This is a genomic window from Vibrio sp. V23_P3S9T160 (assembly GCF_963886625.1).
Classification (GTDB): domain Bacteria; phylum Pseudomonadota; class Gammaproteobacteria; order Enterobacterales; family Vibrionaceae; genus Vibrio; species Vibrio anguillarum.
Map to the genome: position 1 here is coordinate 20030 of NZ_CAWPDB010000077.1, position 14911 is coordinate 34940.

At 45.2% G+C, this 14911-nt stretch carries 21 protein-coding genes; 8 read left to right on the plus strand and 13 right to left on the minus strand.

What is annotated here, in order from left to right; all coding sequences use genetic code 11:
• Positions 1 to 3 precede the first annotated feature (3 nt).
• The 9 genes from ptsN to AACU59_RS04240 are packed head-to-tail and all read right to left on the minus strand — an operon-like array spanning position 4 to position 6560.
• The gene (gene ptsN / locus AACU59_RS04200; RefSeq protein WP_013855968.1) at positions 4 to 450 is read right to left on the minus strand and encodes a PTS IIA-like nitrogen regulatory protein PtsN; all 447 of its coding nucleotides are present in this window, start codon (positions 448 to 450) and stop codon (positions 4 to 6) included.
• A 2-nt stretch (positions 451 to 452) separates the two neighbouring features.
• Positions 453 to 740, minus strand: coding sequence for a ribosome hibernation promoting factor (gene hpf / locus AACU59_RS04205; RefSeq protein WP_013855969.1), 288 nt, complete (start codon positions 738 to 740; stop codon positions 453 to 455).
• A 25-nt stretch (positions 741 to 765) separates the two neighbouring features.
• The gene (locus AACU59_RS04210) at positions 766 to 2226 is read right to left on the minus strand and encodes an RNA polymerase factor sigma-54 (RefSeq protein ID WP_069212112.1); all 1461 of its coding nucleotides are present in this window, start codon (positions 2224 to 2226) and stop codon (positions 766 to 768) included.
• A gap of 51 nt (positions 2227 to 2277) precedes the next feature.
• Positions 2278 to 3003 (minus strand): LPS export ABC transporter ATP-binding protein, encoded by a 726-nt coding sequence (gene lptB / locus AACU59_RS04215; RefSeq protein ID WP_013855971.1) that lies wholly within the window; start codon positions 3001 to 3003, stop codon positions 2278 to 2280.
• Between the two features lie 2 nt (positions 3004 to 3005).
• Positions 3006 to 3506, minus strand: a complete 501-nt coding sequence (gene lptA, locus AACU59_RS04220; protein WP_017047032.1) for a lipopolysaccharide transport periplasmic protein LptA — start codon at positions 3504 to 3506, stop codon at positions 3006 to 3008.
• On the minus strand, positions 3487 to 4050 hold the full coding sequence (gene lptC / locus AACU59_RS04225) for an LPS export ABC transporter periplasmic protein LptC (protein ID WP_017046456.1): 564 nt from the start codon (positions 4048 to 4050) through the stop codon (positions 3487 to 3489). Before lptC ends, lptA begins: the two co-directional genes overlap by 20 nt.
• Positions 4047 to 4601: a 3-deoxy-manno-octulosonate-8-phosphatase KdsC gene (kdsC, locus tag AACU59_RS04230; protein ID WP_202598792.1), complete on the minus strand. Its 555-nt coding sequence runs from the start codon at positions 4599 to 4601 to the stop codon at positions 4047 to 4049. The genes lptC and kdsC overlap by 4 nt, the downstream gene beginning before the upstream one ends.
• Positions 4601 to 5575 carry an arabinose-5-phosphate isomerase KdsD gene (gene kdsD, locus AACU59_RS04235; RefSeq protein WP_094144717.1) on the minus strand — a complete coding sequence of 325 codons (975 nt, stop codon included), beginning with the start codon at positions 5573 to 5575 and terminating at the stop codon, positions 4601 to 4603. Before kdsD ends, kdsC begins: the two co-directional genes overlap by 1 nt.
• Positions 5576 to 5594: 19 nt before the next feature.
• Positions 5595 to 6560: a calcium/sodium antiporter gene (locus tag AACU59_RS04240; protein ID WP_010318823.1), complete on the minus strand. Its 966-nt coding sequence runs from the start codon at positions 6558 to 6560 to the stop codon at positions 5595 to 5597.
• 271 nt (positions 6561 to 6831) lie between these two features.
• Between AACU59_RS04240 and mlaF the strand changes: the two genes are divergently transcribed.
• The 8 genes from mlaF (at position 6832) to AACU59_RS04280 (ending at position 12239) form a co-directional block, all read left to right on the plus strand.
• On the plus strand, positions 6832 to 7629 hold the full coding sequence (gene mlaF / locus AACU59_RS04245) for a phospholipid ABC transporter ATP-binding protein MlaF (RefSeq protein ID WP_026029128.1): 798 nt from the start codon (positions 6832 to 6834) through the stop codon (positions 7627 to 7629).
• Positions 7626 to 8417, plus strand: coding sequence for a lipid asymmetry maintenance ABC transporter permease subunit MlaE (gene mlaE / locus AACU59_RS04250; protein WP_013855979.1), 792 nt, complete (start codon positions 7626 to 7628; stop codon positions 8415 to 8417). The genes mlaF and mlaE overlap by 4 nt, the downstream gene beginning before the upstream one ends.
• 2 nt (positions 8418 to 8419) lie before the next feature.
• Positions 8420 to 8911, plus strand: a complete 492-nt coding sequence (gene mlaD, locus AACU59_RS04255; protein ID WP_010318826.1) for an outer membrane lipid asymmetry maintenance protein MlaD — start codon at positions 8420 to 8422, stop codon at positions 8909 to 8911.
• A 5-nt stretch (positions 8912 to 8916) separates the two neighbouring features.
• Entirely contained in the window at positions 8917 to 9555 is a 639-nt protein-coding gene (mlaC, locus tag AACU59_RS04260) for a phospholipid-binding protein MlaC (RefSeq protein WP_026029129.1), read from the plus strand.
• Positions 9552 to 9860, plus strand: coding sequence for an STAS domain-containing protein (locus AACU59_RS04265; RefSeq protein WP_010318828.1), 309 nt, complete (start codon positions 9552 to 9554; stop codon positions 9858 to 9860). The genes mlaC and AACU59_RS04265 overlap by 4 nt, the downstream gene beginning before the upstream one ends.
• A 13-nt stretch (positions 9861 to 9873) precedes the next feature.
• Positions 9874 to 10128 (plus strand): BolA family iron metabolism protein IbaG, encoded by a 255-nt coding sequence (gene ibaG, locus AACU59_RS04270; RefSeq protein ID WP_013855981.1) that lies wholly within the window; start codon positions 9874 to 9876, stop codon positions 10126 to 10128.
• 9 nt (positions 10129 to 10137) lie between these two features.
• Positions 10138 to 11403, plus strand: a complete 1266-nt coding sequence (murA, locus tag AACU59_RS04275; protein ID WP_026029130.1) for a UDP-N-acetylglucosamine 1-carboxyvinyltransferase — start codon at positions 10138 to 10140, stop codon at positions 11401 to 11403.
• Positions 11404 to 11492: 89 nt separating this feature from the next.
• The gene (locus AACU59_RS04280; protein ID WP_094144716.1) at positions 11493 to 12239 is read left to right on the plus strand and encodes a 1-acylglycerol-3-phosphate O-acyltransferase; all 747 of its coding nucleotides are present in this window, start codon (positions 11493 to 11495) and stop codon (positions 12237 to 12239) included.
• 8 nt (positions 12240 to 12247) lie between these two features.
• On the opposite strand, the gene AACU59_RS04285 is transcribed toward AACU59_RS04280, so the two are convergent.
• The 4 genes from AACU59_RS04285 to pyrI form a co-directional block, all read right to left on the minus strand.
• On the minus strand, positions 12248 to 13195 hold the full coding sequence (locus tag AACU59_RS04285; RefSeq protein WP_017047037.1) for a sensor histidine kinase: 948 nt from the start codon (positions 13193 to 13195) through the stop codon (positions 12248 to 12250).
• Complete coding sequence (locus tag AACU59_RS04290; RefSeq protein ID WP_094144715.1) at positions 13188 to 13739, minus strand: heme NO-binding domain-containing protein; 552 nt, start codon at positions 13737 to 13739, stop codon at positions 13188 to 13190. The genes AACU59_RS04285 and AACU59_RS04290 overlap by 8 nt, the downstream gene beginning before the upstream one ends.
• Before the next feature lie 192 nt (positions 13740 to 13931).
• The gene (locus AACU59_RS04295; RefSeq protein ID WP_017046463.1) at positions 13932 to 14321 is read right to left on the minus strand and encodes a RidA family protein; all 390 of its coding nucleotides are present in this window, start codon (positions 14319 to 14321) and stop codon (positions 13932 to 13934) included.
• A 119-nt stretch (positions 14322 to 14440) separates the two neighbouring features.
• Positions 14441 to 14908: an aspartate carbamoyltransferase regulatory subunit gene (gene pyrI, locus AACU59_RS04300; protein WP_010318833.1), complete on the minus strand. Its 468-nt coding sequence runs from the start codon at positions 14906 to 14908 to the stop codon at positions 14441 to 14443.
• Positions 14909 to 14911: the final 3 nt, after the last annotated feature.

Below are 14911 nucleotides of genomic sequence, written 5' to 3' on the forward strand. Positions count from 1 at the left end.
TGGTTATTGGTTAGTCATGATGTCGTACAGCTCTTGATCGCTTTGTGCACTTCGAAGCTGTTTTAAAACTTGTTTGTCATTGAGGCGCTCGGCCATACAAGCGAGCGTTTTTAAATGCTCTTTGCACTGCTCTTCAGGAACGAGCAACGCAAACAGTAGATCGACAGGTCGATTATCAATGGCATCAAACTCAATCGGTTCTTCACACTGCAGCAAAACGGCAATGGCACGATCACTGTTAGTCATTCTTGCATGAGGAATGGCGATGCCATTACCAATACCAGTACTGCCCATTTTTTCTCGGCTGAGCATGCATTCAAACAGCTCGGTGGAATTTTGACCTGAATACTCAGCAGCGATTTCGCTAATGATTTCTAGGGCTCTTTTTTTACTGGTGCATTGGACCGCACTTTTCGTGCAGTCCAATGAGAGTACTTCGCTTAATTGCATGATTAATGACTACTTAGCTTTTCTTTATGCTTGTTGAGTTGTCTTACGAGTTTATCCACTAAACTATCAATGGCAGCATACATATTTTCATTGTCAGCCACGGCGTGGATATCACCTTGATTTATGTGGAGCGTAGCTTCAGCGATCTGTTGTACTTTTTCAACACGTAAAACAACCTGTACGTTATTGATATGGTCAAAAAATCGCTCAAGTTTTTGAAACTTCGAGTTTACATAGTCTTGCATTGAATCGGTCAGATCAATGTGATGGGCATTAATGTTGATTTGCATAGACTTTCCTTCTCTGTTTTGTGCCTTACAGTAGGCGTTTGCGCTGACTCGATGGAGCAATGCCCAACGATTCACGGTATTTAGCTATCGTCCGTCTAGCTACCTGAATCCCTTGGTCAGCCAGTAGATCTGCAATTTTACTGTCACTTAATGGTTTGGCTGTATTTTCAGCGGCCACCAGTTTTTTAATCAGTGCTCGTATTGCAGTCGATGAACACTCTCCCCCGCTGTCGGTACTGACATGGCTGGAGAAGAAGTATTTCAATTCGAAAATACCACGCGGAGTATGCATGTACTTCTGCGTTGTCACCCTTGATATGGTGGATTCATGCATTTCTACCGCTAAAGCAACGTCATTGAGTACCATTGGCTTCATCGCCTCTTCACCATACTCAAAGAAATCACGTTGATGTTCAACAATACACTTGGCAACTTTGAGCAGTGTCTCGTTTCTACTTTCTAAACTCTTAATTAGCCATTTTGCTTCTTGCAAATTGCTGCGAATGTAGTTGCTATCGGCACTGTTACCCTTGCCTAATGCTGCATATTGTTGATTTATCTTAAGTTTTGGTACGCTATCTGGGTTTATTGTTACCACCCATTTGCCGTGATCTTTGTAAACAGACACGTCAGGCACAACGTATTCGGCGTGCTCGGTTGAAATATTATTTCCCGGTCTTGGGTCAAGTTGTTGAATGAGCTGCAATACCTCTCGCAGATCTTCTTCTTTTAACTTGGTTTCTTTGATGATCAACTTGTAGTCACGATTGCCGAGCAGATCAATGTGTTGGATCAGCAGCTGCTTAGCTTCTTCTAACCAAGGGGTACTGGCAGGGTAGGTCGCTAATTGTAAAAGCAGGCAGTCTTGAAGGTTGACTGAAGCCACACCGAGGGGATCAAACTGCTGAACACGTTTACGAACGGCTTCAATTTCATCAAGCTCGATATTTTCATCGGCAAAGCTTTCTAAAATATCATCCAAAGAAACGGTGAGATAACCGTAGTCATCGATGGCGTCAATCAAGGCAAGAGCAATGCTGCGGTCGGTGTCGCTAAACGGTGTGAGATCTAATTGCCACAGTAGATAATCTTGCAGGGTTTGCGTTGTTTCACCTTGGTACACGGGCATGTCATCATCAAGGGCGATCCCTGTGCTGCCTGTGTTCGCGCTGTAGACATCATCCCATGTGGTGTCGATCTCAAGCTCGCTGCTGATTTCGGATTTTTCAATTAAGTCAGAGCTGTCTTGGGGTTCAATATCTAACACCTCAGCACTGGTTTCTTTTTCCTCATTGATGCTATGAACATCGGCGGTGGCATTCTCTTCATAGGCCTCTTCAACATCCAATAATGGATTAGACTCTAGAGCCTCTTGGATCTCTTGTTGGAGTTCCAATGTGGAGAGTTGCAACAAACGAATGGCTTGTTGTAACTGCGGTGTCATCGCTAATTGTTGGCCGAGCTTCAGTTGTAATGAGGGTTTCATTCAGTGCCAGTTACCTTATTATTTTTAGAATTGATGTCACTCTCTACTTAATCATAGACGGAATTGTTCACCGAGATAAACTTGTTTTACCTCTTCATTATTGAGCACGTCATGTGGTGTACCTTCTGCGATCAAACGACCCTGGCTTACAATATAGGCTTTTTCACAGACGTCCAATGTTTCTCGAACGTTGTGGTCTGTGATTAAAACGCCTAAGCCACGATCTCGCAGGTGTTGGATGATCTTTTTAATGTCGATAACGGAAATAGGGTCGACCCCTGCAAAGGGTTCATCAAGCAAAATAAATTGTGGGTTTGCGGCAAGAGCGCGGGCAATTTCAACTCGGCGACGTTCACCACCCGATAGCGCCATCCCCGCACTATGGCGGATATGTTGAATGTGAAATTCTTCTAGTAGATCTTCGAGTTTATCTTGGCGCTCTTCACGTGTCATTGATTCACGGGTTTCAAGTACCGCCATGATGTTATCTTCGACCGATAATTTTCGGAAAATAGACGCTTCTTGAGGTAAGTAGCCGATCCCTAAGCGTGAGCGACTGTGCATAGGTAAAATGCTGATGTCGTGATCATCAATGCTGATCTTACCTTCATCACGAGCGACAAGGCCGACGATCATGTAAAACGATGTGGTTTTTCCTGCGCCGTTAGGGCCGAGTAATCCAACAATCTGCCCCGATTCTACTTGCAAGCTGACGTCAGAGACGACTTTGCGCTTTTTATAGCTTTTCGCTAAATGTTCTGCTTTAAGTATGGCCATAATTATTCTTGTGTCGTAGTGGCTTGCGGCTGAAGCACGGTCGATACTCGCTCGTTAGAGTTACCATCAGCCATCAGTTTCTGTGACGAAATTTTGTAACGAATTTTCGTACCACGGATGATGCTATCGTCTTGTGACAACATGGCTTGATCGATCATCGTCAACTGATCTTCGGCCAATTTGTAATAGAGCTCTTTCGCCTCACCATACAAGGTTTTGCCATCGTCGGTTAATTGCGAAAAAGTGGCGAGGTTGCCATATCCTTCAATTTCTTGAATGGAGCCATCTTTCGCATCACGGGTTACAATCACTTTGTCGGCGTTGATATTGATACTGCCTTGTTTGAGATTGACATTACCAAGGAGTGTCATTTGGTTGCTTTTCATGTCGAGCAGTTGGCTGTCTGCATTCAGATAAATCTGCTGAGCACTGTCGGTAGACAACGCGGATACGTGACCAGAAATCGCTAAACAAGCAATAAGACTAAGGTGTGAGAGTTTCATATCTACCTTGCACATGGTTATAAAGAATAGCGGTATTGTCGGCAAAGTTGCCTTTCATCGCTTGTCCTTGTGTTTCGAATTGTGGCCCAACCAAATCGACCTGATTATCGGCCCAAAAATCGCGATTATTGAGTTGAATGCTCATCTTAATGGTTGAAAGCGTATCAAAACTAGAATCTGCTAATAGGTTTTTTGCCAGTACGTCGTCATACAGTGTGAGTACTTGCTCTTCATCGAGTACGCCGCGTTTAGCGGTAATCTCCCACTCTTGCAAAATACCATCACGGAAGACTTTGAGTATCGGGTACTCGAAAATGGTGTCGCCACTTTTTGCGTAATGATCCAGATGCGTCGATTGAATGATGTAGCTGCGGATACCTTGCTCGTTATAGGTGGTGTTGTCGAGATTTTTTCCACTAAACGACGGTAACTCCAAGTTCGGAGCAACTTGTATATCGGTATTTTGTTCTTTATCGAACAAGTAATAGGCTGACCACGATGCGATAAAAATCAGTATCACATAGAGGACACGAGATAAACTCATACACTTAAGCCTTTGTGCACATCTAACTCACCGCGAGCTTGCAAAATCAAATCACACACTTCGCGTACAGCGCCATGCCCACCTTTTATATGGGTCACGTAGTTTGCGCGTTTAACTAATAGCGGGTGACCATCCGCGACACAGACTTTCAGCGCGACTTTTTCCATTACTGGCCAATCAATCAAGTCATCACCGATATACCCTGTGTGTTCTGGGGCAATATTGAGCTGGCGATAAATATCGTTATAGGCTTTGACCTTGTCATCCTGACCTTGATAAACCAGTGTAATGCCTAATACGGCCATACGGTTTTCGACAATTTTTGACTGCCTACCTGTAATGATCGCCACTTCAATGCCAGCATTCATCAATGATTTTATGCCGTAGCCATCTCGAGTGTGGAAGGTTTTTAGCTCTTCGCCTTGATTGCCCATATAAACTAAGCCATCAGAGAAGACGCCATCCACATCGCAGATCAGAAGTTTTATCTGCTTAGCTATATCGAGAATAGGCGGTGAGACCGGGCCGTAGAGTGTATCAATCATGGTCATCACATCACTCCTGCTTTGAGCAAATCGTGCATGTTTAATGCACCGACCAATGTGCCATTTTCGCACAGCATCAAGCCATTGATTCGTTTATCTTGCATTAGGTTTAACCCTTCGACCGCGAGCATGTTAGGGCTTGCTACCGTTGGGTTTTGCGTCATCACCTCGCTGATTGCCGCGCTGTGAATATCGATTCGTTTGTCTAAGATGCGGCGTAAATCGCCATCAGTAAAGATGCCAATAAGCTGCATGTTGCTGTCTACTACCGCGGTCATCCCCAAGCCTTTTTGACTGATCTCAAGTAAGGCATCGCGGATCAATGCATTTGGTTGCACTGTTGGTAGTGCATCGCCAATGTGCATGATATCAGAGAGCTTGAGCAACAATTTTCGACCTAAAGCCCCACCGGGATGAGACAGCGCAAAATCTTCAGCGGTAAAACCGCGTGCTTGCAAGAGTGCGACGGCTAACGCATCGCCCATCACTAGCGTTGCGGTGGTGCTGGAGGTTGGCGCAAGACCAAGCGGGCATGCTTCTTGTGGGACAGTGATTTGCAAATGAAGATCGGCCAACTTTGCCATATTCGATGACGGGTTGCCTGTCATGCTAATGATGCGAATATTGAGCCGTTTTAGCACAGTAAACAGCGACAAAATTTCCGAGGATTCGCCAGAGTTTGAAATAGCAATTACGATGTCGCCACGCTCGATCATACCAAGGTCACCGTGCGCCGCTTCTCCCGGGTGTACGAAAAATGCCGAAGTGCCAGTACTGGCTAAGGTCGCGGCAATTTTCTTACCGATATGGCCTGATTTACCCATACCCATCACCACAACTTTGCCGTGTTCATTGGCAATGATCATTTCACACGTTTGGCAAAATGAGTCGTCAAAGTATTGCTCTAGCTGTTGTAAAGCCGCCATTTCGGTGGCAAGAACTTGCTGTGCAACGCTGCGATAATCAAACTGATTCGACATTCGATACTCCGAGTTTGGGTTAAGCGGTCATATTCATAAGTAGATAAGCTTGGTATCCGATAAAAGCGAGGAAGAGCACGCCTCCCTCAATGCGGTTAATACTACGCGATTTGCCTAAAGCCATGGCAACCAGTAGCAGAGATACGCCAAGCATCACCCAAAAATCGCGTCCCATCGCATGCTCACTGAGTATCGATGGATTAAGAATGCCGGGTAAGCCCATCACGGCAAGAATATTGAATACGTTCGATCCAATAATATTGCCCACTGCCATATCATCTTCACCTTTCAACACGCTTGTGAGTGAGGCGGCCAATTCTGGCAAGCTGGTCCCAACAGCGATGATCGTCAGACCAATCACCAAATCACTCATACCAAAAAACTTGGCAATGACGACAGCGTTATCGACTAACACGCTGGCAGCAATCGGCAGGATAATAAGCCCAATCACTACCCAAATAGCCGCTTTTGCATTGCTCACGCCTTGCGGTATTTCAGATTCCTGCTCGGCAAGTAGCGCGTCACCATTTTTTTGTTCGTTACGGCTAATGCGTAGCATCGCGATGATAAACACGGCGAAAAGTGCAAACAGCAACACACCTTCATAGAATCCTAAGTGGTTATCCCACAATAACGCACCCGCAAGTAATGTGACCGCAATCATCAGCGGCAGTTCACGGCGGAGCACCGCAGAACTAACTGACAGCGGTTTTATCAGAGCCGTAATACCCAAGATCAAAGCAATATTAGCGATGTTAGAACCGAGTACGTTACCGACGGCAGTATCGGTTTTTCCATCCAAAGCGGCCGTTGCCGATACCATCATCTCTGGTGCTGACGATCCCATTGCTAAAATAGTCATGCCGATCACTAATGGCGAGATGCCGAAGTTGCGAGCAAGCGCGGCAGAACCAAAGACTAACTTGTCAGCGCTCCAGACTAAAAACACCAAACCTACAATGAGAAACGCTACCGCTTCGATCATGATGATACCTAATTAATGAAATGAGTGAAAAAATGATGCAATTAACCGCTAATTTTGACGTGTTGGTTGCGAAAAGGGAAGCTGAAGATCCAATTAATTACGTTCAATTCATGGTTTAGTTAGCTATCCATCAATAAATGACCGGAAGATTGTTTTGGCGAAAGATGATGCTTTACTTTAGGATGTAATTGAACAGTGCTTTTAATTTTAGAACGTTATGCTTATGATTGCCCATCATTTTGGGGCGGACAACAATAGTGAAACACTCATGATGCCAATCAACGATCTTGTCACAATCAAGAATTTAACCTTCTCCCGTTCAGGACGGAAGATTTTCGATGACGTGAGTCTCAGCGTTCCGCAAGGAAAAATTACCGCTATTATGGGGCCATCGGGTATTGGTAAAACCACTTTGCTACGTCTTATTGGCGGACAATTGTTCCCTGAACAAGGTGAGATTTGGTTCGACAAACAAAACATCCCGATGCTCAGTCGCAAAAAGCTGTATCAAGCTCGTAAAAAAATGAGCATGTTGTTTCAGTCGGGCGCGTTATTCACCGATTTAAATGTGTTCGACAATGTGGCTTTCCCTTTACGTGAACACACTCAATTAGATGAATCGCTGATTAAGACATTAGTTTTACTAAAATTAGAAGCGGTTGGTCTGCGCGGTGCCGCCTTGCTCATGCCGAGCGAATTATCCGGTGGCATGGCAAGAAGGGCTGCATTAGCGCGCGCGATTGCGCTGGATCCGGAACTGATCATGTATGATGAGCCGTTTGTGGGGCAAGACCCGATCACCATGGGCGTGCTGGTGGAATTGATCCGCAATTTGAATCAAGCTTTAGGGGTGACCTCGATAGTGGTCTCTCATGATGTTCCTGAAGTGATGAGCATTGCCGATTGGGTTTATTTGCTGGCTGACGGCAAAGTGATTGCCAAAGGAACGCCAAACGATCTTTATCAAAATAGCGATCCTCGCGTACAACAATTTTTACAAGGCGAGGCTGATGGCCCAGTACCATTTCGCTTTCCAGCGCAAAGCCTAGAAAAGGATTTATTCTCATGATGTCTACATTGACTGACTGGATTGAAGGGCTCGGTCGCCGTACGCTCGAATTTTGCCAAGCTTTTGGCAAAGCTAGCTTGATGCTGTTTGGCGCATTAGTGAGCCGCCCACGGCCTATTCAGAATTTTCCATTGTTAGTGAAGCAGCTCTACAGTGTTGGTGTTCAGTCGCTGGCGATTATTGTCGTTTCTGGCTTGTTCATTGGCATGGTGTTGAGCCTGCAAGGCTATGTGATTTTGGTCGATTACGGCGCGGAAGGTAGCCTTGGGCAGATGGTTGCGCTCTCTTTATTGCGTGAACTTGGGCCCGTGGTGACTGCGCTGCTGTTTGCTGGGCGTGCTGGTTCTGCACTTACCGCTGAGATCGGCCTGATGAAAGCCACCGAGCAGCTTTCCAGTTTAGAGATGATGGCGGTTGATCCGCTCAAACGTATTATCGCTCCTCGTTTTTGGGCTGGGCTAATATCAATGCCGTTGCTAGCGATGATTTTTATGGCGGTCGGAATTTGGGGAGGCCAGCTTGTTGGCGTGGATTGGAAAGGGATTGATCACGGCAGTTTTTGGTCTGCGATGCAGTCATCGGTAGAGCTAGGGCAAGATATTGGCAACAGTATGATCAAGTGCGTGATGTTTGCCATCACAGTGACTTGGATTGCACTGTTTAACGGTTACGATGCTATTCCAACCTCGGAAGGTATTAGCCGTGCCACCACAAGAACCGTAGTGCATTCGTCTTTAGCTGTATTAGGGCTAGACTTTGTACTCACCGCATTGATGTTTGGGAATTAATCATGCAGCAAACACGAAAAATAGAACTTTGGGTCGGTAGCTTTGTCCTTGCTGGAATTTGCGCAATTCTGGTGATGATTTTTCAGGTCGCTGACGTAAAAGGGTTGGGTTCCAACCATACTTACCAATTGAAAGCTGAATTTGACAATATCGGTAGTTTAAAAGTGCGCTCGCCAGTCAAAGTGGGTGGTGTAGTCGTTGGGCGAGTGGCCGAGATTAAACTCGATAGAGAGAGCTTGCTGCCTGTGGTTACTATGGCTATTAACAGTCAATATGATCAATTTCCAGAAACGTCGAGTGTGCAAATTCTAACTTCTGGATTGATTGGCGAGCAGTACATTGGGCTTGTGCCCGGTTTTGTCTTTGAAGATGAACAGATGTTAAAAGAGGGCGACTTAATTGAAGACACAAAATCCGCCCTCGTATTAGAAGATTTGATTGGTCAAGTGCTGTATAGCGTCGGTGGTGGCTCACAAGAAAAAGGTAAGGAGTAACAACAGTGTTTAAACGGACGTTGATTTTTGTATTTACCCTCTTTGCCGCTATGTTTGTGCAAGCGGCCAATGTGGATAAAACCCAGCCCTATACCATGATGAAGCAGGTGTCTGAAACGGCATTTACTCGTTTGAAAGCCGAACAAGAAGCGATTCACCACCATCCTGAATATTTGAAAGAAATCGTGGAACAAGAGCTGATGCCTTACGTCAATGAGCAGTATGCGGCACTGAAGTTATTGGGCCCAAACTTAAAAGGGGCCAAGCGTGAAGATGTCGCAACTTTCATCACCGCATTTCGTGCCTATCTTGTCAGTGCATACGCGCAAGTATTGACTCAATACAGTAACCAAATTATTGAGTTCGAGCCTGAACAGGCGGTGTCGGATGATAAACGCATTACCAGCGTGAAGGTGGATATTATTGATACGCCACGACCTAACATCAAACTTGAGTTTAAATTGCGCAAAGAGAAAAATGGCGAATGGCAAGTCTTTGATATGATTGCAGAAGGAGTGAGTTTGCTCTCCAGTAAGCAATCTGAATGGAGCGGTAAAATTCGCCAAGATGGCATCTTAGCGGTTGCCAATGAACTGCAACAATTGGCGGATCAGCCGATCCGTTTTGAAGGTAAAGCGCAATGATTCATCCGCAGTGGCATCAAACTGATATGCCGATTGCGGCTTTGTCGGGCGCATTAGACAGAGAGCATGTGCCTGATTTATGGGCGTTTATCCAAAAGTGGAACCCGGTGAGTACACAGTTTGAGATTGAACTGAAAAACGTTGAGCGCATAGACTCTGCCGGAATGGTGATGTTAATCCACCTAATAGAGCATGCAAAAAAACGAAACTGTCATATAATGCTCAGTTTCGTGCCAGAGCAACTGCGCACACTATTCCAATTGAGCAACATTGATCGTTTAATGGCTCAACATATAAAGAATTAAGCAGGGGAACATTGTGGACAGCGCAAAAGTACAACAGTTATTAGAACAAGCACTAAACCTTGAAGAGATCCACGTCAAAGGTGAAGGTAGCCACTATGAAGTTATCGCTGTTGATGCTTGTTTTGCAGGGATGAGTCGCGTTAAAAAACAACAACTTATTTATGCTCCACTGATGGAGTACATTCAAAGAAACGACATTCATGCCCTTTCTATTAAAGCGTTCACACCAACAGAGTGGGCTCGTGATAAAAAGTTGATGTCGCTGTAAGGTTTATTGATGGAAAAGTTTCGAGTTATTGGGTCAACACAACCTCTTCAAGGTGAAGTGACCATTTCAGGTGCCAAAAACGCTGCACTGCCTATTTTATTTGCGTCTATTTTGGCCTCTGAGCCAGTAGAAGTGGCCAATGTGCCACACCTTCGCGATATTGATACCACAATGGAACTGCTCAAACGTTTAGGCGCTAAAGTCGAACGTAATGGCTCAGTTCATGTCGACCCTAGTCAAATTGATGAATATTGCGCGCCGTATGATTTAGTCAAAACCATGCGTGCTTCTATTTGGGCTCTCGGTCCATTAGTGGCTCGTTTTGGTTATGGCCAAGTTTCGCTACCTGGAGGTTGTGCCATTGGCGCTCGTCCTGTCGATCTGCATATCCATGGTTTAGAGCAGCTTGGTGCCACCATCACCTTAGAAGATGGCTACGTGAAAGCCAGTGTCGAAGGTCGTCTACAAGGTGCACACATCGTCATGGATAAAGTGAGCGTGGGTGCCACCATTACCATTATGTGCGCCGCAACCCTTGCCGAAGGCACAACCGTGCTCGACAACGCTGCGCGTGAGCCTGAAATTGTCGATACCGCACTGTTTTTGAATAAGCTGGGTGCAAAAGTGTCCGGTGCAGGCACCGATACCATTACCATTGAAGGTGTTGAACGTTTGGGTGGTGGTAAACACGCTGTTGTGGCTGATCGTATTGAAACGGGCACGTTTTTAGTCGCGGCGGCTGTTTCTCGCGGAAAAATTGTTTGCCACAACACTCACTCGCATTTGTTAGAGGCCGTGTTAGCGAAACTGGAAGAAGCGGGCGCTGAGATTGAAACGGGCGAGGGCTGGATAAGCCTTGATATGACAGGAAAAGAGCTTAAGGCGGTTTCGATTCGCACTGCGCCTCATCCTGGCTTTCCAACCGATATGCAAGCACAATTTACCCTACTCAATATGATGGCAAAGGGTGGTGGCAAGATCACTGAAACCATCTTTGAAAACCGTTTTATGCACGTTCCTGAACTGATGCGTATGGGAGCAAAAGCGGAGATTGAAGGGAATACAGTGATTTGTGGTGATGTGGAATCGTTGAGTGGCGCGCAAGTGATGGCGACCGATCTACGTGCCTCAGCCAGCCTAGTGATTGCCGGTTGTATCGCAAAAGGTGAAACCATCGTCGATCGCATCTACCATATCGATCGCGGTTACGAAAGAATTGAAGATAAACTGTCGGCTCTTGGCGCTAATATTGAGCGCATTCAAGTCAGCAGTTAAACTCTCGCTCATGCAATGGAGCCGAAATCTCTGGGTTTCGGCTTTTTTATCCTTGCTCATTTTTTATCTTTGTTCCATGGAGAACTGAAATGATTGCTCTTTTGCGTCTATTGGCAGTCGCACTGTTTGCCATTGTGATGTTTGTTTTTGGATGTGGCTACTGTTTACTTAGCCCACGCAATCCCAAACATGTATTTACGTTTGGGCGTTTATTCGCCCGTATGTCAAAATTGATGGGTATTAAATTAGAACTGCGTATCCCAGAAGATGCTTATCAACGCGGCCAGCACATCTACATTGCGAATCATCAAAATAACTGGGATCTGTGTACTGTTGCTGCGGCTGTAACGCCGAAAGTCGTGACAGTAGGAAAAAAAAGTTTAGTTTGGACACCTGTGTTTGGTCAGTTGTATTGGTTAACAGGGAATATTTTAATTGATAGATCCAATCGCAACAAAGCAAAAGGCACCATTGATCAAGTTGTCGATAGCATAAAAACCAGTGATGTGTCTGTGTGGATGTTTCCAGAAGGTACTCGCTCGCGTGGCCGTGGCATGCTGCCCTTTAAAATGGGTGCATTTCATGCGGCAATTGGCGCAGGTGTACCGATTATCCCCATCGTTTGTAGCTCAACTAATGATATTAAGCTGAGCCGTTGGGACAATGGTCATGTGATTGTTGAGATGCTGCCACCGATCAGTATTGAAGGATATGGGAAAGAAAACTTACGGGAATTAGCGACATTATGCCGTGAGCAGATGGTGGCCAAATTAGCGCAGCTGGATGAAGAGGTCGCGATGCTTGATGGTAAGCAGGTCACATCACGCAGTCAGTAACCGCTTTACTAAATGGTGGGAAAAAGAAGTATGAAGGTGGTGCCTTGTCCCACTTCAGATTCGACCTGCATTTTCCCACCATGCTTTTCAACAATACTGTATGAAATCGATAAACCCAAACCCGTCCCTACGCCGACAGGTTTGGTGGTGAAGAAAGGATCAAACACCTTGTTGATGATGTCTTGATTCATGCCATGCCCATTATCCGCCACAGTGACCCTCACCCAGCGTTTCCCTTTTTCGACCACAGAATCGGTGCTAATCGTTAACTTTCCTTGTGCTTCGCAAGCGTGAGAGGCGTTAATAAATAGGTTCATAAACACTTGTTGTAGCTCTGCTGATATCCCATTGATTTTCGGCAAAGCCTCATCCAATCGCTGCTCGACCTCCATCGTATATTTAAATTGGTTCCAGACCATGTGTAGTGTTGATTCAATACACGAATTTAACTCACACTCGACAAATCGGCCATCACTGGAGTGAGAAACGCTTTGTAGGCTAGTGACAATGTCTTTTACGCGGAGCAATCCACCCGAAGTCTCTTGAAGCATGTCAGTTAAATCACTTTCGACAAAACCAATATCATGGCGTTGATAATAATCTTGATAATTGCGGTAGAAATCCGTGTTAGCAATTTCGGCTTTGTGCTGTGCTACCAAAGCGACAATTCCTATATAGGCGTGAGAGTAATCACGCAGCGTATTTAAATTACTCAGACAAAAACCGATTGGGTTATTGATCTCGTGAGCAACGCCAGCCGCCAGCAGACCGACGGAGGCCATTTTTTCTGATTGTACAAGCTGTGCTTGCGCGCTATGAAGTTGATCTAGAGTCTCTTGCAGCTCTAAAATTTTATCGTAGAGCTCGCGGCTTTTTTCTTGCAGTAACCGCTCTGCCAGCAAACGAGCCTGACGCTCACGCTCATAAATGCGTTGATATTGCTCTATTTCACTCATGTTTGCCCTTAAAGATGACAACAATTTCACAAAATGAAGCACCATGATGCATGCATTGGGGCTGCTCGATTTCGACTTCTTCACCAAATTGTTCTGAAGCGCCGATGATGAGTCCTTCCGCCGCAGCGCACAATTTTCTTTTCGAGGTGTAATACATGGTTAATCGATCGCCCTCGCTTTTACATTGAAATTGCGGCAAATAGGCATCGGGGTAGAGCCGCTTCACTTCTTTATGGATCACTTGATCGACCGAAATCAAAAACTCTAATAAGTTGTTTTTATTTGGATAATTTTCAGGAAGGCTGTTGTACAGGCGAGAAAATAGGTATTGCCCATAAAGCCGGACTAAATCATCGGTGGGGATGTTTTTCTGCTTGCTCAAATAAGCCACCATTGCAAGCAGTTCGTCATCGGAGTATTGCTCTCCAGCGGTGTAGATGCCTTGAGAGCTAGGTTTTAAATCCTCGAGCATTTGATCCCAAAACAGTGCGCCAAATTTTTCGATGACTAAATCAGAAAGAACGGTATAGATAATCCCTTGCATCTCACGACCTCGAACGGTTCAAAAGTACGATAAGTGTTGGTGACTAACCCTAAAGTAGCAAGTATGAGGTGTAAAAATTGATTTTTTTTGGATTAAACAAAAACCTCGAACGGGGTTCGAGGTTTGAAAAAGCACATTCACGTCAGAGTGGTATGCTGGTGGTGCTTACACTGTGCTGATTATGAGCAATGCTTACTTACGTACCGCAATCGCTTCAATTTCAATACCCACATCTTTAGGTAAGCGAGCGACTTCTACGCATGAACGCGCAGGGTAGTTTGCCACGTTATGTTCATCAAAAAATTTACCGTAGACTTCATTCACCGTGCCAAAATCATTCAGATCTTTAACAAATACAGTCATTTTTACGATGTCAGAAACCGTTAAGCCAGAAGACTCCACCACGGCTTTTACGTTGTCGAGAGATTGACGAGCCTGCACTGCGATATCTGCTGACACTTCGCCGCTGACTGGGTTGACTGGAATTTGCCCTGAAGTGAGCACCATATTGCCAAGATCGACACCTTGTACATAAGGGCCAATTGCGGCAGGAGCGGATTCGGTATGAAGTACTTTAGTCATGATTGTGTTCCATCTGTTTTTATGGGAAGGGTAGGCGTCAGTTTGCCTTTAAAGAAACGGCAGGTAAAGTGCAAAATGCCCCACTAAAGTGAGGCATCGATAGACTTAAACGGGGTTAATTATGACTCGCGTTCGGTCACAATCTCACGTGAGTAAACTTTCTCACAATACTTACATTTCAAACGAATATCGTTTTTCTTTTCGAAAACCTTAAAGCTGCTTTCGACCGGTTCATTGTGGGAAATACAGTTGCTGTTTGGGCAGGCAAAAACATCATTGATTTGCTCAGGCAGTGTCAACGCTAGCTTTTTCACCACTTGGTAGTTTTCGATTTGGTTGACAGTCGCATGCGGTGCATAAAGTGCTAATTTATTGGCTTGGGCTTCATTAATGAACACATTTTCAATCTTCAGCAGATCTTTTGCGCCCAGCGCGGAAGAGGGTAAATTTAAGCCAATCGTGACACGTTGATGAGAATTGTGCATATCGAATAACTTTAATACTTTAATACCGATTTGCGCAGGAATGTGGTCGATAACCGTGCCGTTTTTAATGGCTTCAACCTGCAATTGAGTCTCTTTAGTCATGGT